The sequence below is a fragment of the Streptomyces sp. NBC_01689 genome, from assembly GCF_036250675.1.
Lineage (GTDB): Bacteria > Actinomycetota > Actinomycetes > Streptomycetales > Streptomycetaceae > Streptomyces.
The window spans coordinates 9,753,603-9,778,097 of sequence record NZ_CP109592.1 but is presented as its reverse complement, the minus strand read 5'-3'; the positions used below and the strand labels follow the sequence as shown (position 1 = coordinate 9,778,097).

The window sequence follows — 24,495 nt, the reverse complement described above, 5'->3', positions numbered from 1 at the left end:
TCCAGGGCCGGAGCCAAGCGGTCGGCTCCGGTCGGGGGATGGTCCGCGGCGGTGGGTGCCGCCGCGGTGCGGGCGTCCGCTGCCGTGGTCACGTCGTTCCCAGCTCCCTGTCGATGAGGTCGAACAGATCGTCGGCGGTCTCGACCGATTCCAGTTCGCCGTCCCCGGCGTCCGGCTCCCCGGTGCCGTTGACCGTCACCGGTGCGCCCGACCAGCGGGCCAGCAGGTCCCGCAGCCGGTCGGTGACCCGGGAGCGGACCTCGGTGTCGTCCAGGTCGGTGCCGTTCAACGCGGCGTCCAGGCGGTCGAGTTCGCCCAGCAGGGCCTGCGCGCCGCCGGGCGGGTCGGGCAGGTCGAGCTGGGTCAGCAGATGGCGGACCTGGACGGCGGGGGTCGGGTAGTCGAAGACGAGGGTCGCCGACAGCCGCAGGCCGGTGACGGCGTTGAGGCGGTTGCGCAGTTCGACCGCGGTCAGTGAGTCGAAGCCGAGTTCCTTGAAGGACTGTTCGGGTTCGATCTCGGCGGCCGAGGAGTGGCCGAGGACGGCCGCGGCCTGCTCGGCGACCGCGTCGAGGAGCAGTTGCTCGCGGTCGGCGGCGGACAGCGGGGCCAGCCGCTCCGCGAGGGTCCGGGTGCCGCCGGCCGCGGCGGCGGACGTCTCGGCCCGGCGCCGGGCGGGCGCCTTGACCATGGCGCGCAGCAACGGGGGCAGTACGTCGGCGTGTTCGCGCAGGGAGGCGTGGTCGAGGTCCATGGGCAGCAGCACCGCGCGGTCGGTGGCGGGGCCGGCGTCGAGCAGGCGCATGCCCAGTTCCGCGTCGAGCGGGACCATGCCGGTCCTGGCGTGGCGTTCGCGGTCGGCCTGGCCGAGTTCACCGGTCATGCCCGCGTCGGGCAGCCAGGTGCCCCAGGCGAGGGAGGTGGCGGGCAGGCCCAGGTCGCGCCGGTGGTGGGCGAGGGCGTCGAGGAAGGCGTTGGCGGCCGAGTAGTTGGCCTGTCCGGCGCCGCCGAACGTGCCGGCGACGGACGAGAAGACCACGAACCGCGCCAGGTCCAGGTCACGGGTGAGTTCGTGCAGGTTGGTGACGGCGTCGGCCTTGGGCCGCATCGAGCGGTCGATGCGCTCCGGTGTCATCGAGGAGATGACGCCGTCCGCCAGGACGCCCGCGGTGTGGATCACCGCGGTCAGCGGGTGGGCCGGGGGCAGCGAGGCGAGGAGGCCGGCCAGTGCGGCGCGGTCTCCGGTGTCGCAGGCGACGATGGCGACGTCGGCTCCCAGGGCGGTCAGTTCCTCGCGCAGTTCGGCCGCGCCGGGCGCGTCGGGTCCCTGCCGGCCGGCCAGCACGAGATGGCGCAGGCCGTGGTGGGCGACCAGGTGGCGGGCCGTGATGCGGCCCAGTCCGCCGGTGCCGCCGGTGAGCAGGACCGTGCCGTCGGGGTCGGGGGCGGTGGGCAGGGTCAGGACGACCTTGCCGATGTGGCGTGCCTGGCTGAGGAAGCGGAACGCGTCGGGGGCCCGGCGTACGTCGAACGTGGTCATGGGCAGCGGCGGCAGCACCCCTTCCTCGAAGAGGGCCACCAGCTCGCGCAGCATCTCCCCGATGCGGTCGGGTCCGGCCTCGACGAGGTCGAAGGCGCGGTAGACGACGCCCGGCTGGTCCTCGGCGACCTGCCGCGGGTCCCGGACGTCGGTCTTGCCCATCTCCAGGAAGTGTCCGCCGCGCGGCAGCAGCCGCAGCGAGGCGTCGACGAACTCCCGTGCCAGGGAGTCCAGTACGACGTCCACGCCGCGGCCCTCGGTGGTCTCCAGGAACAGTTTCTCGAAGCCGAGGTCGCGGGAGGAGGCGAGGTGGGCGTCGTCGAGGCCCGCGGCGCGCAGCGCGTCCCACTTGCCGGGGCTCGCGGTGCCGAACACCTCGGCGCCCAGGTGGCGGGCGAGCCGTACGGCGGCCGTGCCCACTCCCCCGGCGGCGGCGTGCACGAGGACCGACTGGCCGGGGCGGAGCCCGCCGAGGTCGACGAGGCCGTAGTAGGCGGTCAGGTAGACGATGGGCGCGGTGGCGGCCTGGGCGAAGGTCCAGCCGCGCGGGATGCGGGCGACCATCCGCTCGTCGGCGACGGCGACGGGGCCGAAGGCTCCGGCGAACATGCCCATCACCCGGTCGCCGACGGCGAGCGAGGTGACGTCGGCGCCGGTCTCGGTGATCACGCCGGCGCCTTCCAGGCCGATCGCCGTGGCGTCGCCGGGGTACATGCCCAGCGCGGTGAGGACGTCGCGGAAGTTGACGCCGGCGGCGCGCATCGAGATGCGGACCTCGCGCGGTGCGAGGGGTTCGGTGACCTCGGGGCACGGGGTGAGCCGCAGGCTCTCCAGGGTTCCCCGTTCCTCGACGGCGAGCCGCCAGGCGGCGGTGTCCGCGGGCTCGGCGAGCGCGCGCTGCGCGGCGAGGGGAATGATCTTCGGTGTGGTCACCGTCCCTTCCCTGACGGCCAGTTCGAGGTGGCCGGAGGCGAGGGCGGCGGGCAGCGCGGCCGCCGAGGCGGGGGCGGTGTCGAGGTCGGCGAGGACGAACCGGCCGGGGTTCTCGGAGCGGGCCGAGCGGACCAGGCCCCAGGCGGTGGCGCGGGCCGGGTCGGCGGGCCGGGTGGTGACGCGCATGGCGTCGCGGGTGACGACCGCGAGCCGGGCGTGGGCGAAGCGGGGTTCGTCGAGCCACTGCTGCACGAGCCGCAGCGTCGTCTGCGCGGTGGCGCGTGCGGCGGCGGCCAGTCCCCCGGTGCCGGTCTCGCTGCCGGTCTCGCTGTCGGGGTCGGGGTCGGGGTCGGGCAGGATCAGCAGGACGGTCTCGGGGATCTCCAGGTCCGAGGCGGCGAGCGCGGTCAGGTCGGGGAAGGCCCGTACCCGGGAGCCGGCCCGTTCCAGTTCCGCGGCCAGCGGCCGGGCTTCGCCGCCGCCGACCAGGGTCCAGTCCGTGCCGGGCGTCCGGGTGCCGGCGGGTACCGGCGTCCAGTCCAGCTCGTACAGGCCTTCCTGGCGCGGTGCGCCGATGGTGGCGCCCGCGAGGTCTCCGGCGAGTTCGCGCAGGGTGAGCGAGCCGACGGTGGCGACGGGGCGTCCGGTGGTGTCGGCGAGGGCCAGGCCGATGGACTCCGGGCCCGTCTGCACCATGCGGACCCGCAGGGCGTCGGCGCCCGCGGCCTCCAGGCGGACGTCGTTCCAGGAGAACGGCAGCCGGCCCGCGTCCTTCATGGGCACGAACATCACGGCGTGCAGGGCGGCGTCGAGCAGGGCGGGGTGCAGGTCGAACGCGTCGGCGGACGGGTCGGCGCCCTCGGGCAGCGCGACCTCGGCGAAGACCTCCTCGCCGCGGGTCCACACCGACTTCAGTCCCTGGAAGAGCGGACCGTACAGGTGGCCCCGTTCGGCGAACCGCTCGTAGAAGCCGTCGAGCGGTACCTCGTCGGCGTCCTGGGGCGGCCAGGCGGTGAAGTCGTAGGCGGCGTCGGGTTCCGTCACGCCGCCGTCGGCGGTGAGCAGGCCGGAGGCGTGCAGTGTCCACGGCGTCTCGGGGTCGGCGTCCTCGGTGCGGGAGTGCACGGTCAGGGTGCGGGCGCCGTTCGTGTCGGCGGCCTCCACGTGCAGTTGTACGTGCAGGGCGCCGCTGTCCGGGAGGGTGAGCGGGGTGAGGATCGTCAGTTCCTCCACCCGGTCGCAGCCGACGTGTTCGGCGGCGTGCAGGGCCAGGTCGAGGAAGCCGGTCGCCGGGAACAGGGCGGTGCTGGTGAGCGCGTGGTCCGCGAGCCAGGTCTGGCCGCGCAGCGACAGGCGTCCGGTGAAGAGGCGGGCGTCGCCGCCGGCGAGTTCGACCGCCGCGCCGAGCAGCGGGTGCGCGGCGGAGTCCAGGCCCGCGGAGCCGACGTCGCCCAGCAGGACGGGCGGTCCGGGCCAGAACCGCTGCCGCTGGAAGGCGTACGTCGGCAGGGGCGTGGGCCGTGCGCCGGTGGCGTCGAAGACGCGGGCCCACTCGACGTCGACGCCCCTGGTGAAGGCCTGGGCCAGGCCGGCCAGCAGCGCTTCGCGCTCTTCGCGGTCCTTGCGCAGGACGGGGACGAACAGCAGGTCCTCGTCGCCGGAGACGCTGGACTGGGCGAGCGCGGTGAGGGTGCCGTCGGGGCCGAGTTCGACGAACCGGCGTACGCCGCGTCCTTCGAGCCAGGCGATCCCGTCGGCGAACCGTACGGCCTCCCGCACGTGCCGCACCCAGTACTCGGGCGACTCCAACTCCCCGACGCCCGCGGCCTGTCCGGTGACGTTCGAGACGACCGCCATGCGGGGCGGCGTGTACGTCACGCTCTCGGCGACCGTACGGAACTCGGCCAGCATCGGTTCCATCAGCGGCGAGTGGAAGGCGTGCGAGACGCGGAGCCGGGAGGTGCGGCGGCCCAGCGCGGCGATCTGCTGGGCGACGGCCTCCGCGACCGCTTCGACACCGGAGACGACCACCGAGCGGGGGCCGTTGACGGCCGCGACGGACACCTCCGTCTCCCGGCCGTCCAGCAGCGGGAGCACTTCGCCCTCCGCCGCTTCCAGTGCGAACATCGCACCACCGGCGGGGAGTTCCTGCATGAGGCGGCCGCGCGCCGACACCAGACGGCAGGCGTCCTCCAGGGAGAAGACCCCGGCCACGTGCGCGGCGGCCAGCTCGCCCACCGAGTGGCCGACGAGGAAGTCGGGGCTCATCCCCCACGACTCCACCAGCCGGAAGAGCGCCACCTCGACCGCGAACAGCGCGGGCTGCGTCCACCCCGTCTCGTTCAGCAGGTCGGCGTCCTCACCGGACACCACCCCCCGCAGCCCCTCGTCGAGGTGGGCGGCCACCGCTTCGAAGGCCTCCGCGAACACGGGATACGCGTCGTACAACTCACGGCCCATACCGAGGCGTTGGGCGCCCTGGCCGGAGAAGAGGAAGGCGAGCTTGCCCTCGCCGCGGGCGGAGCCGGTCACGGTGGAGGGGTTCGGTTCGTCGTCGGCCAGGGCGCGCAGGCCCTGGAGGAGGGTGTCGTGGTCCTCGCCGAGGACGACCGCGCGGTGTTCGAAGACCGAGCGGTGCGCGGCCAGGGACAGGCCCACGTCGGCGGGGTTCGTGCCGGGGTGGTCGGTGAGGTGGGTGAGGAGCCGGTCCGCCTGGGCGCGCAGGGCGGTGCGGCTGCGCGCGGTCACGATCCACGGGACCGCGCCGTCGGCGGATTCGGTGGCGGGGGCCGGTGCGGTGGTGTCGGGGGCGGGGGCCGGGGTGGTCGGGGCGGGGTCGGGTGCCTCGTCGGTGGCGGCTTCGAGGATGACGTGGGCGTTGGTGCCGCTGATGCCGAAGGAGGAGACGCCCGCGCGGCGCGGGCGGCTCGTCTCGGGCCAGGTGACGGGCTCGGTCAGCAGCCGGACGTCGCCTTCCGTCCAGTCGACGTGGGTGGAGGGCCGGTCGACGTGGAGGGTGGCGGGCAGGACGCCGTTGTTCAGTGCCAGGACCATCTTGATGATCCCGGCGACGCCGGCGCCGGCCTGGGTGTGGCCGATGTTGGACTTGACCGAGCCGAGCCACAGCGGCCGGTCGGCGGGCCGGTCCTGGCCGTAGGTGGCGAGGACGGCCTGCGCCTCGATCGGGTCGCCGAGGGTGGTGCCGGTGCCGTGCGCCTCGACCGCGTCGACCTCGGTGGCCGGGACTCCGGCGTCGGCGAGCGCGGCGCGGATGACGCGCTGCTGGGCGGGGCCGTTCGGGGCGCTCAGGCCGTTGGAGGCGCCGTCCTGGTTGACGGCGGAGCCGCGGACGACGGCGAGGACGGGGTGGTTGTTGCGGCGGGCGTCGGACAGGCGCTCGACCAGGAGCATGCCGCCGCCCTCGGAGAACCCGGTGCCGTCGGCGGCGTCCGCGAACGCCTTGCAGCGGCCGTCCTGGGACAGGCCGCGCTGCCGGCTGAAGTCGACGAACAGTCCGGGTGAGGCCATCACGGTGACGCCTCCGGCGAGCGCGAGGTCGCACTCGCCGGAGCGCAGGGAGCGCACGGCCAGGTGCAGGGCGACCAGGGAGGCCGAGCAGGCGGTGTCGACGGTGACCGCGGGGCCTTCCAGGCCGAAGGTGTAGGAGAGCCGGCCGGAGACGACGCTGGCGGCGTTGCCGGTCAGCATGTAGCCCTCGAAGTCCTCGCGGGAGGCGGCCAGCATGCCGGTGTAGTCCTGGCCGTTGGTGCCGGCGAAGACGCCGGTGCGGCTGCCCTTGAGGGTCCTGGGGTCGATGCCGGCCCGTTCGAAGGTCTCCCACGTCATCTCCAGCAGCAGGCGCTGCTGGGGGTCCATGGCGACGGCCTCGCGCGGTGAGATGTTGAAGAACGCGGGGTCGAAGCCGCTGGCGTCGTGGAGGAAGCCGCCGGTGCGGGTGTAGACGCTGCCGGGTTTCCCGGGCTCGGGGTCGTAGAGCGCGTCGAGGTCCCAGCCGCGGTCCTCGGGGAAGGGGACGAGTCCCTCCTGGCCGTCGAGGAGCATGGCCCACAGCTGTTCGGGGGTGCTGACGTCGCCCGGGAAGCGGCAGCCCATGGCGACGATCGCGATCGGTTCGTCGTCGCGCGGCGCCGTGACGGGCGCGGGGGCCGTGGTGCCGGGCTGTTCGGCGCCGGCCAGCTCGCTCAGGAGGTGGCCTGCGAGGGCGTCGCAGGTGGGGTGGTCGAAGACGAGGGTGGCCGGCAGGCGCAGGCCGGTGATGCGGTTCATGCCGTTGCGCAGTTCGACGGCGCTGAGGGAGTCGATGCCGAGGTCGGTGAAGGGGCGGCCGGGTTCGACGGCCTCGGCGGAGGGGTAGCCGAGGACGCCCGCGACGTAGGAGCGGACGACGTCGAGGACGGCGCCGGCCCGGTCGTAGGCGGGCAGTTGGGCCAGGTGGGCCTGGAGGGAGGAGGTGTCCGCGGCGGGGTTCCCGGCCTGCTGGGTGCGGGCGGCGTCCAGGGCGCGGCGGGCGGCGGGCAGTTCGTCGAGGAGGTGGCTGGGGCGCGGTCCGGTGAAGGCGAGCGCGTAGGTGTCCCAGCGCAGGTCGGTGACGACGACGGCGGTGTCGTCGGCGTCCAGGGCCCGGCCGAGCGCGTCGCAGGCGGACTTGGTGTCCATGGGGTGGACGCCGTAGCGGCGCATGCGGTCGCCCGCGGCGTCGCCGACCATGCCGCCGTCGGCCCACAGGCCCCAGGCGACGGCGGTGGCGGGCAGTCCCTGGGAGCGGCGGTGCTGGGCGAGGGCGTCGAGGTAGGCGTTGCCGGGGGCGTAGTTGCCCAGGCCCGCGCCGCCGAGGACGCCGGAGGAGGAGGAGAACAGGACGAAGGCCGACAGGTCCAGGTCCCGGGTGAGTTCGTGGAGGTGCAGGGCGGCGGTGGCCTTGCCGCGCAGGACGGGGTCCATGCGGTCGGGGGTCAGGGAGTCGACGACGGTGTCGTCGAGGGTGCCGGCGGCGTGGAAGACGGCGTCCAGCGGGTGGTCGGCGGGGATCGAGCGGAGCAGGTCCTCCAGGGCGTCCCGGTCGGCGACGTCGCAGGCGGCGAGGGTGATGTCGGCGCCGAGGGCGGTGAGTTCGTCGCGCAGTCCGCTCGCGCCGGGGGCGTCGGCGCCGCGCCGGCCGGCCAGGATCAGGCGGGTGGCGCCGCGTCCGACGAGCCAGCGGGCGAGGTGCCCGCCGAGGGCGCCGGTGCCGCCGGTGACCAGGACGGTGCCGCGCGGGTGCCAGGTCGCGGTGTCGGCGAGGGGGGCCGCGGCGTGGACCAGGCGGCGTCCGAAGGAGCCGGAGGGCCGGATCGCGATCTGGTCCTCGTCGCCGGGGGCGGCGAGGACGGCGCACAGGCGGGTGCCGGCCCGGCCGTCGAGTGCGGCGGGCAGGTCGACGAGGCCGCCCCAGCGCTCGGAGTGTTCCAGGGCGGCGACCCTGCCGAGGCCCCAGACGAGCGCCTGGGCGGGGCTGGTGACGGTCTCGGAGGCGCCGACGGCGACGGCGCCGCGGGTGGCGCACCACAGCGGTGCGTCGGTGCCGGTGTCACCGAGGGCCTGGAGGAGGGCGACGGTGCCGGCGAGGCCGTGCGGGAGCGCCGGGTGGCCGGGGTGGGGGCGTTCGTCGAGGGCGAGCAGGGACAGGACGCCCGCCACGGCGGGGGTGGTGTCCTCGGTGGTGAGGGCGGCCGTCAGGAGGGCGGCGAGGGCGGTGCGGTCGGTGGCGTCGTCGGGGACGGTGACCACGCGGGTGTCGCGGGCGCCGCCGCCGGTCAGGGCGCGGTGGGCGTCGGCGACGAGGGCGGCGTGGGTGCCGTCCGGGTCGGCGGGGGCGACGAGGAGCCAGGTGCCGGACAGGGCGCCGGCGGCGTCGCCGGTGAGCGGGGACCATCCGACGCCGTAGCGCCAGGAGTCCGTGGTGGAGCGTTCGCGGCTGGTGCGGCGCCAGCTGGACAGGGCCGGCAGGAAGGCGCTGAGCGGGGCGTCGGCGGGCAGGTCGAGGGCGTCGGCGAGGGCGTCCGGGTCGCCTTGGTCGACGGTCTCCCAGAACCGGGACTCGACGGTGTCCGTGGCGGCGCCGCCGAGGGGCTCGGAGGTGTCCTGTTCCGGTATGTGCGGCCAGTACCGCTGCTGCTGGAAGGGGTAGGTCGGTACGTCGACGCGGTGGGCGCCGGTGGCGGCGAACACGGCCGTCCAGTCGAGGGCGACGCCGCTCACGTGGGCTTCGGCGGCCGCGGTGAGGAACTGGCCGAGGCCGCCCTTGTCGCGGCGCAGGGAGCCGAGCGCGGCGCCTTCGACGCCGGCGTCCTCCAGGGTCTCGCGCAGCCCGACGGCGAGCACGGGGTGCGGGCTGACCTCGATGAAGGTGCGGTGCCCTTCGGCGATCAGGCCGCGGACGGCCTCCTCGAAGCGGACGGTCTCGCGCAGGTTGGTGTACCAGTACGTGGGGTCGAGGGTGGTGGTGTCCTGCCACTGGCCGGTGAGGGAGGAGCGGAAGGGGATCTCGGCGTCCCGCGGCTCGATGCCGGCGAGGGCGTCGAGGACGGTTTCGCGAATGGCTTCGACCTGCGGGGAGTGGGAGCCGTAGTCGACGGCGACCTTGCGGGCGCGTACGCCGTCCTCGGTGAGGGCGGTGAACAGTTCGTCGAGCGCGGCGGCTTCGCCGGAGACCACCACCGAGGCCGGTCCGTTGACGGCGGCGACGGCGAGGCGGTCGGCCCACGGGCTCATCCGGGCGCGGGTCTCGTCGGCGCCCAGCGGTACGGACATCATGCCGCCGGTGCCGGCGATGGCGACGATGGCCCGGCTGCGCAGGGCGACGATCCGGGCGCCGTCGTCGAGGGACAGGGCGCCGGCGACGCAGGCGGCGGCGATCTCGCCCTGCGAGTGGCCGACGACGGCGGCGGGGGTGATGCCGAGGGAGCGCCACAGGGCGGCGAGGCCGACCATGACGGCCCACAGGGCGGGCTGGACGACGTCGACCCGGCCGATGTCGGCCGCGTCCTCGTCGCCGCGCAGGACCGCGGTCAGCGACCAGTCGGCGTAGGGGGCGAGGGCGCGTTCGCAGTCGGCGACGACCGCGGCGAACAGGGGTGATCCGGTGAGGAGTTCGCGTGCCATGCCGGTCCACTGCGCGCCCTGTCCGGGGAAGACCAGGACGGGGTCGGCGGCGGTGGGCGCGGTGCCGGAGACGACGCCGGGTCCGGCGACGGGGGCGCCCGCGGCGAGGGCGGCGAGCGCCTCGTCGAGGGTGTCGCGTCCGGTGGCGAGGACGGCTGCCCGGTGCTCGAAGGCCGGGCGGGTGGTGGCCTGGGAGTAGGCGAGGTCGGTGAGCGGGGTGTCGGGACGGGCGAGCAGGTGGGTGCGCAGGCGTGCGGCCTGGCTGCGCAGGGCGGCTTCGGTGCGGCCGGACAGCAGGGTCGGTACGACGGGCAGGGCGCCGGTGAGGACCGCGGGGTCCGGGGTGGCGGGCGGGGCGGTGGCCGGCTCGGCGGCGGGGGCCTGTTCGACGATGACGTGGGCGTTGGTGCCGCTCATGCCGAACGAGGAGACACCGGCGCGGCGCGGGCGTCCGGTCTCGGGCCAGTCCCGCGCCTCGGTGAGCAGGCGGACGTCGCCCGCGGTCCAGTCGACGTGCGGGGTGGGGTTGTCGGCGTACAGGGTGCGGGGCAGGACGCCCTCGCGGATGGCCATGACCATCTTGATGATGCCGCCGACGCCGGCGGCGGCCTGGCTGTGGCCGATGTTGGACTTCAGGGAGCCCAGCCACAGGGGCCGGTCCTCGGGCCGGTCCTGGCCGTAGACCGCGATGAGGGCCTGGGCCTCGATGGGGTCGCCGAGGGTGGTGCCGGTGCCGTGCGCCTCGACCGCGTCGACCTCGGTGGGGGTCAGGCCGGCGCCGGCCAGGGCCTGGCGGATGACCCGCTGCTGGGAGGGGCCGCTGGGGGCGGTCAGTCCGTTGGAGGCGCCGTCCTGGTTGAGGGCGCTGCCGCGCAGCACGGACAGGACGGGGTGGTGGTTGCGGCGGGCGTCGGAGAGCCGTTCGAGGACGACCATGCCGACGCCTTCGGCCCAGCTGGCGCCGTCGGCGTCCGCGGAGAACGGCTTGCAGCGGCCGTCCGGGGCGAGCGCCCGCTGGCGGCTGAACTCGATGAGGGAGCCGGGGGTGGACATCACGGTGACGCCGCCGGCCAGCGCGAGGGTGCATTCGCCCTGGCGCAGTGCCTGGGAGGCGAGGTGGAGGGCGACGAGGCTGGAGGAGCAGGCGGTGTCGACGGAGACCGCGGGGCCTTCCAGGCCGAGGGTGTAGGCGATGCGGCCGGAGAGCACGCTGGGCGAGTTGCCGGTGCCGACGTAGCCCTCGACGTTGTCGTCGGCGGCGGCCAGGATCGTGACGTAGTCCTGGTAGGTGACGCCGGCGAAGACGCCGGTGCGGCTGCCGCGTGCGGTGGTCGGGTCGATGCCGGCGCGTTCCAGTGCCTCCCAGGACGTCTCCAGCAGCAGGCGCTGCTGGGGGTCCATGGCGAGGGCCTCGCGGGGGCTGATGCCGAAGAACGCGGGGTCGAACCGGCTGGCGTCGTGGAGGAACCCGCCCTCGCGGGTGTAGACGGTGCCCGGATGGTCGGGGTCGGGGTGGTAGAGGGTCTCCGGGCTCCAGTTGCGGTCGCCGGGCAGCGGCGAGATGCCGTCGGCGCCGGCCACGACGAGGTCCCACAGGTCCTCGGGGCTGCGGACGCCGCCGGGGTAACGGCAGGCCATGCCGACGATGACGATCGGGTCGTCGTCGGTGGCGGCCGGGCGGCGGGTGTGGTCGCCGTCGTGGCCGGCGGTGCCGAACAGGTCGGCGTCGAGGTGGTGGGCGAGCGCGTGCGGGGTGGGGTGGTCGAAGACGAGGGTGGCCGGGAGGGCCACGCCGAGCGCGGTGCTGAGCGCGTCGCGCAGTTCGACGGAGGTCAGGGAGGTGAATCCGAGGGAGGAGAAGGAGTGGGCCGGCTCGATGTCGGTGGGGCCCTCGTAGCCGAGGATGGCGGCGACCTGGGTGCGGACGGTGGCGAGCAGGACGCGGGCGCGTTCGGCCGGGGGCCGGTTCGCCAGCCGTTCCAGCAGGCTTCCGGGCTGCTGGGCGCGGGCCGCGGTGCGGCGGGCGGCGGCCCGGGCGGGTACGGAGGCGGGCCGGCCGGTGGCGTCGGGGGCGGCGGGGGTGCTCGTGCGCTGCGGGTCGAGGGGCCGCATCAGCAGGGAGGAGACGGCGAGGACGCTTTCGCCGATCGCGTCGGCGGCCTCCAGGGCCAGGGTGTCGGGGCCGCTGCGGGAGAGGCGTACGCGCAGCGTGGTGGCGCCGGTGGCCTGGAGCGAGGCGCCGGCCAGGGAGAACAGGACGCGGCCGTCCCCGAATCCGTCGAAGACGCCCAGGGCGAGCGGGTGCAGGGCGGCGTCCAGGAGGGCCGGGTGCAGGTCGAAGCGTCCGGCCTCCTGCGCGGTGCCTTCGGGGAGGGCGACCTCGGCGTACACGTCCCCGTCGTGGCTCCAGGCGGCCCGCAGGCCCTGGAAGACGGGTCCGTAGTCGAGTCCGGCGGTGGCGAGCCGTTCGTAGACGCCGTCGGTGTCGAGGGGTTCGGCGTCCTGGGGCGGCCAGGCGGTGAAGTCGAACTCCGTGTCCGTGGCGGTGCGTTCGGGCTCCCGGTCGCTCAGGAGACCGCCGGCGTGCCGGGTCCAGGGGCCGTCCGCGCCGTTGACGTTGCCGGTGTCGTGGGTGTCGTGGGTGTTTTCGGGCCGGCCGTACACGGCGAAGGCGCGGGAGCCCAGCGCGTCGGGTCCGTCGACCCGGATCTGGAGGTGGACGCGGCCCTGTCCGGGCAGGACGAGCGGGGATTCCAGGACGAGTTCGCGTACGTGCCCGCAGCCGGTGTGGGCACCGGCGCGCAGGGCGAGTTCGAGGAAGGCGGTGCTCGGCACCACGACGGAGCCGTTGACGCGGTGGGCGGCGAGCCAGGGCTGCGCGTGGGCCGACAGGCGTCCGGTCAGGACGACGGTCGCGCCCTCGGCGGGCGGGACGACGGCGGTCAGCATCGGGTGGCGCGCGTCGAGGAGTCCGGCCGCGGCCGGGTCGCCGGAGGCGGTGGGTACGTCGAGCCAGAAGGTGCGGTGCTGGAAGGCGTAGGTGGGCAGGGGTACGGGCCGGCCGCCGGGGGCGACCGCGTCCAGGCAGGACTGCCAGTCGACCGGGACACCGCGGGTGAACAGGGCGCCCACGGCGGCGAGGAGGGTGGCCGGTTCGGGGCGGTCGGCGCGCAGCGCGGGCACGGTGAGGTGACCGTGAGTCTCGAAGCAGCCCTGGGCGAGGGTGCTGAGGGTGGCGTCGGGGCCGAGTTCGAGGCAGTGCTCGACACCGCTGCGTTCCAGCCAGGCCATCCCGTCGGCGAAGCGGACCGCGTGCCGGACGTGGCGCACCCAGTACTCGGGCGTGGTCAGTTCCCCGGCCTCGGCCGGCCTGCCGGTGAGGTCGGAGACGACCGGGATGCGCGGCTCGCTGTAGGTGATGCTCTCGGCGACGGCCCGGAAGTCGGCCAGCATCGGTTCCATGCGCGGCGAGTGGAAGGCGTGGCTGACGCGCAGCCGGGTGGTCTTGCGTCCCTCGCCCGCGAAGTGCGCGGCCACCGCGAGCACGGCGGGTTCGTCGCCGGCGACGACCACGGACCGGGGTCCGTTGAGGGCGGCGAGGCCGATCTCGTCCTCCCGGCCGGCCAGCAGGGGCAGGACCTCTTCCTCGGTGGCCTGCAGCGCGATCATGGCGCCGCCTTCCGGGAGGGCCTGCATGAGCCGGCCCCGGGCGGCGACGAGCCGGCACGCGTCGGGCAGCGTGAGGACGCCGGCGACGTGGGCGGCGGCCAGTTCACCGATGGAGTGGCCCAGGAGGTGGTGGGGCCGTACGCCCCAGGACTCGACCAGCCGGTACAGCGCGACCTCGACGGCGAACAGGGCGGGCTGCGCGTACTCGGTGCGGTCGAGGAGGGTGCCGTCGTCACCGAGGACGGCCTCGCGCAGCGGCTGCTCCAGCCGGCCTTCGAAGTGGCCGCACACGGCGTCGAAGGCGTCCGCGTAGACAGGGAAGGCGTCGTAGAGTCCGCGGCCCGTGCCGGGCCGCTGGGTGCCCTGGCCGGCGAAGAGGAACGCGGTGGTCCCCTCGGTCAGGGTGTCGCCGGTGACGGCGTCCGGGGAGGGTTCGCCGGCGGCGACGGCGGCGAGGCCGCGCAGGAGTTCATCGCGTCCGCTGCCGCGGACCACGGCCCGGTGTTCGAAGCCGGGCCGGGTCGTGACCAGCGCGTGGGCGATGTCGGCGGTGTCGAGTCCGGGGTGCTCCTCGGCGTGGGCGAGCAGGCGGGCGGCCTGCTCGCGCAGGGCGGCGGCGCCGCGGGCGGACACGATCCACGGGGTCACCGCGTCGCCGGCGGGCCGGCGGGCCGGGACGGCGGGGCTGGCGGCCTGCCCGGGGGCCTGTTCGATCACGACGTGGGCGTTGGTGCCGGACACGCCGAAGGCGGAGACGCCGGCCCGGCGCGGGCGTCCGGTGTCGGGCCAGTCCCGCGCTTCGGTGAGCAGGCGGACGTCGCCGGTGCTCCAGTCGACGCGTGAGGAGGGCGCGTCGGCGTGCAGGGTCTGCGGGAGGACGCCCCGGTCGAGGGCGAGGACCATCTTGATGATGCCGGCGGCTCCGGCGGCGGCCTGGGTGTGGCCGATGTTGGACTTCACCGAGCCGAGCCACAGCGGCTGGTCGGCGGGCCGGTCCTTGCCGTACGTGGCGAGCAGGGCCTGCGCCTCGATGGGGTCACCGAGGACGGTGCCGGTGCCGTGCGCCTCGACGGCGTCGACGTCCGCGGGGGCCAGGCCCGCGGCGGCGAGGGCGGCGCGGATGACGCGCTGCTGGGAGGGGCCGTTGGGGGCGGTCAGGCCGTTGGAGGCGCCGTCCTGGTTGACGGCGGTGCCGCGGACGACGGCGAGGACGGTGTGGCCGTTGCGCCGGGCGTCGGACAGGCGCTCGACGACGAGCACGCCGACCCCTTCGGACCAGCCCGTCCCGTCGGCGCCGTCGGCGAACGCCTTGCAGCGGCCGTCGGGTGCGAGGCCGCCTTGGAGGCTGAACTCTACGAAGGCGCCGGGGTTCGCCATGACGGTGACACCGCCGGCCAGCGCGAGGTCGCACTCGCCGGTGCGCAGGGACTGCACGGCGAGGTGCAGGGCGACCAGGGACGAGGAGCAGGCGGTGTCGACGGTGACCGCGGGGCCTTCGAGGCCGAGCGTGTAGGCGACGCGGCCGGAGACGACGCTTCCGGCGCCGCCGGTCAGCAGATGTCCGCCGAGGCCTTCGGGGACCTCGGTCAGGCCCGATCCGTAGCCGGAGCTTCCGGCGCCGACGAAGACGCCGGTCCGGCTGCCCTTGAGGGCGGTCGGGTCGATGCCGCCGCGCTCCAGGGCCTCCCAGGACGTCTCCAGGATCAGGCGCTGCTGGGGGTCGATCGCGAGGGCCTCGCGGGGGCTGATGCCGAAGAACGGGGCGTCGAAGCCGGCGGCCTCCCGCAGGAAGCCGCCCGAGCGGGTGTCGCTGGCGGCGAGCAGGGTCTCCAGGTCCCAGCCGCGGTCCTCGGGGAACCCGGAGACGGTGTCGAGGCCGCCGGAGACGATCCGCCACAGCTCCTCGGGGCCGGCCACACCGCCCGGCAGGCGGCAGCCCATGCCGACGATGACGACGGGGTCGGTGTCGGTGGCCGTCGTGGGCCCGGTGGGACTGTCGTCGCCGGGGTCGGTGCCGAAGAGTTCGTCGCGCAGCCGGGCGGCGACGGCCAGCGGGGTCGGGTGGTCGAAGACGAGGGTGGAGGGCAGCGGCACCCCGGTGGCGCCGGTGAGTTCGTTGCGCAGTTCGACCGCGGTCAGGGAGTCGAAGCCCAGTTCGCGGAAGCTCCGTCCGGGGGCGACGGCCGCGGTGTCGGTGTGGGCGAGCACGGCGGCGGCGCGGTCGCGGACCAGGTCCAGGAGGGCGGTGTCGCGGTCCTCGGCGGACAGCGGGGCGAGCCGTTCGCGGAGGGCGGCGCCGACGCTCGTGGTGTCCGCGGCGGGGCCGGTGCCGCGCAGTGCGTCGGAGACCTCCGGCAGTGCGGACAGCAGGGGGCTGGGGCGGCCGGTCGTGAAGGCGGGGGCGAAGCGGTCCCAGTCCACGTCGGCCACGACCACGGCGGTGTCGCCGAGTTCGAGGGCACGGGAGAGGGCGCGCAGGCCCGCGTCGGGCTCCAGCGGGCGCAGTCCGCGGCGGCGCAGCAGGTCCTGGGCGTCGGCGTCGGCGGCCATGCCGCTCTCGCCCCACGGCCCCCAGGCCACCGCCGTACCCGCGAGACCCCGGGACCGGCGCCGCTCCACGAGGGCGTCGAGGTGGGCGTTGGCCGCGGCATACGCCGACTGGCCGCCGCTGCCCCACACACCGGCGATCGAGGAGAACACCACGAACGCCTTCAGGTCCATGTCCCGTGTCAGCGCGTCGAGATGATCGGCGCCCACCGCCTTGGCGGCCAGCACCGCGGCCACCCGCTCCGGAGTCAGCCGCTCGATCAGATCGTCGTCCAGGACACCCGCCGCGTGGAACACACCGTCGACCGGATGCCGGGACAGCAGGTCCCCGACCGCGACCGCGTCGGACGTGTCGCACGCCTCCACCACGACCCGCGCACCCAGCCCCTCCAGGTCACGCACCAGATCGGCCGCACCGGGAGCGTCGATCCCACGACGGCCGGTGAGGATGAGCTCCTCCGTGCCCCGTCCGACGAGCCAGTGCGCCACCCGCGTGCCGAGCGCTCCGGTGCCGCCGGTGAGCAGCACCCGGCGGGGCGCGTTCCATCGCCCGCTGGTGTCGGACGGCGCGGCGGCGCGGGTGAGGCGCCGTGCGTAGGCGGTCGCACCGCGGACGGCGACCTGGTCCTCGCCCCGGTCGGTGACGACGGAGGCCAGCGCGGCCAGGGCGCGACGGTCGGGGCGGGCCGGCAGGTCGACGAGGCCGCCCCACCGGTCGGGGTGTTCCAGGGTGGCGACCCGGCCGAAGCCCCACAGGGCGGCGGCCGCCGGATCGACGACGCCTTCGGACGGGGCGCCGACGGTGACGGCGCCGTGGGTCAGCAGCCACAGCGGCGCGGTCACTCCCGCGTCGCCCAGCGCCTGGACGAGGATCAGCAGGGAAGCCGGGTCGGACGGGGACGCCAGGACGCCCGCGACCGGTTCGCTCTCCGCCGTGCCGGACAGGCCGGACAGGACGCCGGCCAGCGCGGCACGGTCCGCCCGCGGGTCGTACGTCACGCGCTCCACGCCGGGGAGGATCTCCTCGATCCCCGCGAGCGTGTCCTCGTCCTCGCCGGCGGGCTGGAGCAGGAGCCTGCGTCCGGTGTCCGGGGCGGCGGGCGACGGTGCGGTGAAGGGCTGCCAGTCGATCCGGTAGCGCCAGCCGTCCACCCGCGACCGCTCGGCCGCACCCTGCCGCCAGGCGGACAACGCCGGTACGACCGAGTCGAGTTCGTTCTCCTCGACGCCGAGGACCTCGGCGAGGTGGTGGGCGTCGCCGCGCTCCACGGCCGCCCAGAAGCTCGCGTCCAGCGGGTCGGCCGCCACGGGTGTGGCGTCAGCGGCGGGCTCGGGCCAGTACCACTCGTGCTGGAAGGCGTAGGTGGGCAACTGGACCGCTCGTGCGCCGGAACCGGCCAGCAGAGCGGGCCAGTCGACAGCCACTCCGTGCGTGAACGCCCGCGAGACCGCCGCCACGACGGCATCCGCCTCGGGCCGGTCCTTGCGCAACACCGACACGAACAGCTTGCCTTCATCCCCCGGGACAGCGGACTGAGCGAGGGCGGTGAGCGTGCCGTCCGGGCCGAGCTCCACGAACCGGGTCACCCCGTTCACGGCCAGCCAGGAGATCCCGTCGGCGAACCGCACCGCCTCACGGACATGCCGCACCCAGTACTCGGGCGAGCCCAACTCCCCCGCATCCGCGACCTGCCCGGTCAGGTTCGACACGACCGCCAGACGCGGCAGTTCGTAGGTCACGCTCTCGGCGACCGCACGGAACTCCACCAGCATCGGTTCCATCAACGGCGAGTGGAAAGCGTGCGAGACCCGCAGCCGCGAGGTGCGGCGGCCCAGCGCGGCGACCTGCTGGGCGACGGCCTCCGCGACCGCCTCGACACCCGAGACGACCACCGACCGCGGGCCGTTCACGGCCGCGACCGACACCTCCGCCTCCCAGCCCGCCAGCAGCGGGAGGACTTCGTCCTCCGCCGCCTCCAGCGCGAACATCGCACCACCGGCCGGGAGTTCCTGCATCAGCCGACCGCGCGCCGACACCAGACGGCAGGCGTCCTCCAGGGAGAACACCCCCGCCACGTGCGCGGCGGCCAGTTCACCCACCGAGTGGCCGACCAGGAAGTCGGGACGCACACCCCACGACTCCACCAGCCGGAACAGCGCCACCTCGACCGCGAACAGCGCGGGCTGCGTCCACCCCGTCTCGTTCAGCAGATCGGCGTCCTCACCGGACACCACCTCCCGCAGCCCCTCGTCGAGGTGCGCGCACACCGCGTCGAAGGCCTCCGCGAACACCGGATACGCGTCGTACAACTCACGGCCCATACCGAGGCGTTGGGCGCCCTGGCCGGAGAAGAGGAAGGCGAGCTTGCCCTCGGTCGCCAGGCCCTGGGCCACGGAGGGCAGGTTCTCGCCGCGGGCGAGGGCGGCAAGACCCGCGAGGAGTTCCTCACGGTCGCCGCCCCGGACCACCGCACGGTTCTCGAACACCGACCGGGTCCGCACCAGCGACAAACCCACATCCACGGGGTCGAGGCCGGGCTGTGCACCGAGATGGGCCAGAAGCCTTTCGGCCTGGTCCCGCAGCGCGTCGGCACCTTGTCCGGAGACCACCCACGGCAGGACGGGCACGGCCGGAGAGGTCACGGCGTCCGTGTCCTCGGCGGGCTCCCGGACCTGTTCGAGGACGACGTGCGCGTTGGTGCCGCTCAGTCCGAACGAGGACACACCCGCCCGGCGCGGGCGGTCGGTGTCCGGCCAGTCCACCGCCCCGGCCAGGAGTCGTACGTCACCGGTGTCCCAGTCGACGTGTGAGGACGGTTCGTCGACGTGGAGGGTGGCCGGCAGCACGCCGTGACGTATCGCCTCCACCATCTTGATCACACCCGCCACACCCGCAGCCGCCTGCGTGTGACCGATGTTCGACTTCACCGACCCCAGCCACAACGGCCGCTCAACGTCACGGTCCCTGCCGTACGTGGCCAGCAGCGCCTGCGCCTCGATCGGGTCACCGAGCGAGGTACCGGTGCCGTGCGCCTCCACCGCGTCCACCTCCGACGGCGTAAGGCCCGCACTCGCCAACGCCGCACGGATGACACGCTGTTGGGACGGACCGTTCGGTGCGGTCAGGCCGTTCGAAGCGCCGTCCTGGTTCACCGCCGAACCACGCACCACCGCCAACACCGGGTGGCCGTTCGCGCGGGCGTCCGAGAGCCGTTCCACGAGCAGGACGCCGACGCCCTCACCCCAGCCCGTACCGTCCGCACCCTCCGCGAACGCCTTGCACAGGCCGTCGCCCGCGAGGCCGCCTTGGCGGCTGAACTCGATGAAGGCACCGGGGGTGGACATGACGGTGACGCCGCCGGCCAGCGCGAGGTCGCACTCCCCCGAGCGCAGGGCCTGCGCGGCCAGGTGCAGGGCGACGAGTGAGGAGGAGCAGGCGGTGTCGACGGTGACCGCAGGGCCTTCGAGGCCCAGGACGTAGGAGACCCGGCCGGAGAAGACGCTCGCGGCGTTGCCGGTGCCCACATAGCCGCCGAAGTCGCCGCCCGAGGAGGCGAGCAGGGCCGGGTAGTCCTGGCCGTTCGTCCCGGCGAACACGCCGGTCCGCGAACCGCGCAGGGTACGGGGGTCGATGCCGGCCCGCTCGACGGCCTCCCACGACGTCTCCAGCAGCAGACGCTGCTGCGGATCCATCGCCAGGGCCTCACGCGGCGAGATCCCGAAGAAACCCGCGTCGAACGAACCCACACCCGACAGGAAGCCGCCGCGGTGGGTGTGGCTGGTGTAGGGGCCGTCGGGTGTGTGGAGGGCGTCGAGGTCCCAGCCGCGGTCGCGGGGGAAGTCGACGATGCCGTCGCGTTCCTCGGACAGCAGGTTCCACAGTGTTTCGGGGGAGTCGACTCCGCCGGGGAAGCGGCAGGCCATCGCGACGATCACGACGGGGTCGGCGGACAGGTCGGCCCCGGTCGCGGTGGGGGCGCCCGGTGTCTCCGCGACGGCGCCGCCCAGTTCGCCGTGGAGGAAGTCCGCCAGGGCCGAGGGGGTCGGGTAGTCGAAGACCACCGTGGCGGGCAGCCGTACCCCGCACTCCGCGCCCAGGACGTTGCGCAGTTCCACCGCGATGAGCGAGTCCACGCCCAGTTCGCGGAAGGCACGGTCCGCCGGGACCGCTTCCGGGCCGGAGTGGCCGAGTACGGCGGCCGCGCGGGTGCGGACCGTGTCGAGGAGTTCGGCGCGCCGGGCCGGTGCGGTCAGGCCGGTGAGGCGTTCGCGCAGGGCGGTGGCGGGGGCGGACGGTCCGGCCGTGTGCTTGGGGGCGGCATACAGTTCGGCGAGGAGCGGGCTGGTGCGGACGGCGGTGAAGGCGGGGCCGAACAGGGTCCAGTCGAGGTCGGCGACGAAGGTGACCGGGGCCGGTGCGGCGGCGCAGACGGCGAGGGCGTCGAGTCCGGTGGCCGGGTCCAGGAGGTTGACGCCTCCGCGGCGCTGCCGGTCCTCGGCGGAGGCGTCGGCGGCCATGCCGCCGCCGGCCCAGGGGCCCCAGGCGATGGACGTGGCGGAGAGGCCCTGCGCGCGGCGGCGTTCGGCGAGCGCGTCCAGCATGGCGTTGGCCGCGGCGTAGTTGGCCTGGCCCGCGGAGCCGACGGTGCCGGCGAAGGAGGAGAAGAGGACGAACGCCGAGAGGTCGCGCTCGCGGGTCAGTTCGTCCAGGTGGAGGGCGGCGGCGACCTTGGAGCGTACGACCGTGTCGAACTGCTCGGAAGTAAGCCGGTCGAGGACCCCGTCGTCGAGGACTCCGGCGGTGTGCACGACGGCGTCCACGGGGTGGTCGTCCAGCAGCTGCCGTACGGCGTCACGGTCCGTCATGTCGCAGGCGAGGAGGGAGACTTCGGCGCCCAGGGCGGAGAGTTCGGCCTCCAGTTCGGCGGCACCGGGTGCCTGGGCTCCGCGCCTGCTCGTGAGGACGAGACGGGTGGCGCCGTGTTCGGCGGCCCAGCGGGCCACCCGGGCGCCGAGCGCGCCGGTGCCGCCGGTGACCAGGACCGTACCGGCGGGGGTCCAGGTGGCGGGTTCGTCCAGGGCCGGGGCCGGGACCAGGCGGCGGGCGAGGACGCCCGCGGCGCGGACGGCGACCTGGTCCTCGTCGGCGCCGCCGCCGGAGAGCAGGGCGGCCAGTCGGGAGGCCGCGCGGCGGTCGAGTTCCTGCGGGAGGTCGATGAGACCGCCCCAGCGGTCGGGGTGTTCGAGCGCGGCCACACGGCCCAGTCCCCAGACGGCGGCCTGGTCGAGGCGCGGGGGCGTGTCGCCGCGGCCGGTGGTGACCGCTTCCCGGGTGAGGGTCCACAGGGGGGCGGTGATGTCGGTGTCGCCGAGTGCCTGGACGAGGAGGGTGGTGGCCAGGACGGCGTCCGGTGTTCCGGTGCGCTCGGCCGGGGTGAGGGCCAGGGCCGACACGACGCCGTCGACCGGGGTGCCGTCGGCTGCCGAGGTCAGCAGGCCGGCGAGCGTCGCGCGGTCGGCGTCGGCGGGGCAGGGCACGGTGACGAGGTCGGCGGCGCGTGCGGCCAGGGCCTCGGTGAGGGGGTCGTGCCGGCCGTCGTCGCCGGGGGTGGCCGGGGTGACGAGCAGCCAGCGGCCGGTCAGGCGTGCTTCGGTGGGCAGGCCGGTGACGGGGCGCCAGGTCACCTGGTGGCGGTGGTCGCCTTCGGCGGTGGGCGCGGCGGCGCCGTCGGGCCGGTAGGAGCGTTCGAGCCAGTAGCGGTCGCGGCGGAAGGCGTAGGTGGGCAGGTCGACGTGTCCGGCGCCGGGCAGGAGGGAGGTCCACTCGGGGGTGCGGCCGTGTACGTGGAGGAGGCTGACGGCGGACGTCAGGGTCTCGGCCTCGTCGCGTTCCTTGCGGAGGGTGGGGACGAAGAGCGTGTCCTGGCTGTCGGGCAGGATGGACTGGGCGAGGGCGGTGAGGGTGCCGTCCGGGCCGAGCTCCACGAACCGGGTCACCCCGTTCGCGGCCAGCCAGGAGATCCCGTCGGCGAACCGCACCGCCTCGCGGACGTGCCGCACCCAGTACTCGGGTGACTCCAACTCCCCTGTTCCGGCGACCTGTCCGGTCAGGTTCGACACGACCGCCAGACGCGGCTCTTCGTAGGTCACGCTCTCGGCGACCGCACGGAACTCCACCAGCATCGGCTCCATCAACGGCGAGTGGAAAGCGTGCGAGACCCGCAGCCGCGAGGTGCGGCGGCCCAGCGCGGCGATCTGCTGCGCGACGGCCTCCGCGACCGCCTCGACACCCGAGATCACCACCGACCGCGGGCCGTTCACGGCCGCGACCGACACCCCCTCCGTCAGCAGCGGGAGGACCTCGTCCTCCGCCGCCTCCAGCGCGAACATCGCACCACCGGCCGGGAGTTCCTGCATCAGCCGGCCGCGCGCCGACACCAGACGGCACGCATCCTCCAGGGAGAACACCCCCGCCACGTGCGCGGCCGCCAGCTCACCCACCGAATGGCCGACCAGGAAGTCCGGGCTCATCCCCCACGACTCCACCAACCGGAACAACGCCACCTCGACCGCGAACAGCGCGGGCTGCGTCCAGGCGGTCTGATTCAGGAGATCGGCGTCCTCACCGAACACCACCCCCCGCAGCCCCTCGTCGAGGTGCGCGCACACCGCATCGAAGGCCTCCGCGAACACCGGATACGCGTCGTACAACTCCCGGCCCATACCCAGCCGTTGCGCGCCCTGGCCGGAGAAGAGGAAGGCGAGTTTGCCCTCGCCCTTCGTCGAACCGGTGAGGACGCGGTCGGTGCTGCGGTCCTCGGCGAGGGCGGCGAGGCCGGTGAGCAGGTCGGTGAGGCCGGTGCCCAGGAGCGCGGCGCGTTCGGGGAGTGCGGCGCGGGTGGCGGCGAGGGACCAGGCGAGGTCGTAGGGGTCGGTGTCGGGGTGCTCGGTGAGGTGGGCGCTCAGGCGGGCGGCCTGTTCGCGCAGGGTGTGCGGGTCGCGGGCCGAGAGGACCCAGGGCAGCAGGGGCAGGGCGGCGCGGGCGGGAGGCTCGGTGGCCGGTTCGCCGGCGGGGGCCTGCTCGATGACGGCGTGGGCGTTGGTGCCGGAGACGCCGAAGGCGGAGACGGCGCCGCGGCGGGGCCGGTCGGCGTGCGGCCAGTCGACGGATTCGGCCAGGAGCCTGACGTTGCCGGCGTTCCAGTCGACGTGGGAGGAGGGGTTGTCGACGTGGAGGGTGGGCGGGAGGACGCCGTGGCGGATCGACAGGACCGTCTTGATGACGCCGACGACGCCCGCGGCGGCCTGGGTGTGGCCGATGTTGGACTTCACCGAGCCGAGCCACAGGGGGTGGTCGGCGTCGCGGCCCTGGCCGTAGGTGGCGAGCAGCGCCTGGGCCTCGATGGGGTCGCCGAGCGCGGTGCCGGTGCCGTGGGCCTCGACGGCGTCGATCTCGGTGGCGGGTATGCCCGCGTTGGCGAGGGCGGCGAGGATGACGCGCTGCTGGGAGGGGCCGTTGGGGGCGGTCAGTCCGTTGGAGGCGCCGTCCTGGTTGACGGCGGAGCCGCGGACGACGGCGAGGATCCGGTGGCCGTTGCGGCGGGCGTCCGACAGCCGCTCGACGACGACGACGCCGACGCCCTCGGCCCAGCCGGTGCCGTCCGCGTCCTCGGAGAACGCCTTGCAGCGGCCGTCGGAGGCGAGGCCTCCCTGCTGGCCGAACTCGATGAAGGCGCCGGGGCTCGACATGACGGTGACGCCGCCGACGGCGGCGAGGGAGCACTCGCCGGAGCGCAGGGACTGGGCGGCCAGGTGGAGGGCGACCAGGGAGGAGGAGCAGGCGGTGTCGACGGTGATCGCGGGGCCTTCGAGGCCGAGGGTGTAGGCGACGCGGCCGGAGACGACGGACATGGAGGTGCCGGTCAGCAGGTGGCCGCGGACGTCGTCGGGGACTTCCCGCAGTCCGCTGCTGTAGCCCTGGTCGCTGCATCCGACGAAGACTCCGCAGCGGCTGCCGCGCAGCCCGGCGGGGTCGATGCCCGCGCGTTCGAAGGCCTCCCAGGTCGCTTCCAGGAGCACGCGCTGCTGGGGGTCCATGGCGAGGGCTTCGCGGGGCGAGATGCCGAAGAAGGCGGGGTCGAAGCGGTCGGCGTCGAAGACGAAGCCGCCCTGGCGGCGGGCGCCGCCGGTGGCGTCGGTGTCGAGGTCCCAGCCGCGGTCGGCGGGCCAGTCGGTCACCGCGTCCGTCCCGGACACGAGCAGGTCCCAGAAGTCCTCGGGCGACCGGACACCGCCGGGCAGACGGCAGCTCATGCCGACGATGGCGACGGGTTCGTCGTCCTTGGTCTCCAACTGGCGGAGCTTGAGCCGGGTCTCATGAAGATCGACGGTGAGTCGTTTGAGGTAGTCCCGAAGCCGCGCTTCAGTTGTCATGGACTGCCCCCATGCTGTTGTGGTGAGAAAGGGTCGCGCCTGGTGCGGCTTGGACAGCATGTCCCGGGGGTGGACGGTTTCCGTGGCCCCGGCCGGGTTGTCTGGGGAAACCCTTGGAAATCATCACCGCAGGCCGGGGACGTGGCGGTGGACACGGCGAAGCGGCGGGGCCGGGCGACGTGGTCGCCCGGCCCCGCCGCTTCGCGCCGGCC

1 protein-coding gene is annotated in these 24,495 nt (G+C 74.8%); it reads right to left on the bottom strand.

Features of this window, described 5'->3' with window-relative positions; all coding sequences use genetic code 11:
- Positions 1–88 precede the first annotated feature (88 nt).
- Positions 89–24,283, bottom strand: coding sequence for a type I polyketide synthase (locus tag OG776_RS41630; protein WP_329326298.1), 24,195 nt, complete (start codon positions 24,281–24,283; stop codon positions 89–91).
- Positions 24,284–24,495: the final 212 nt, after the last annotated feature.

Excerpts from the sequence above, each read along its gene's own strand:
- OG776_RS41630 (WP_329326298.1), bottom strand. The coding sequence starts at position 24,283 with ATGACAACTGAAGCGCGGCTTCGGGACTACCTCAAACGACTCACCGTC.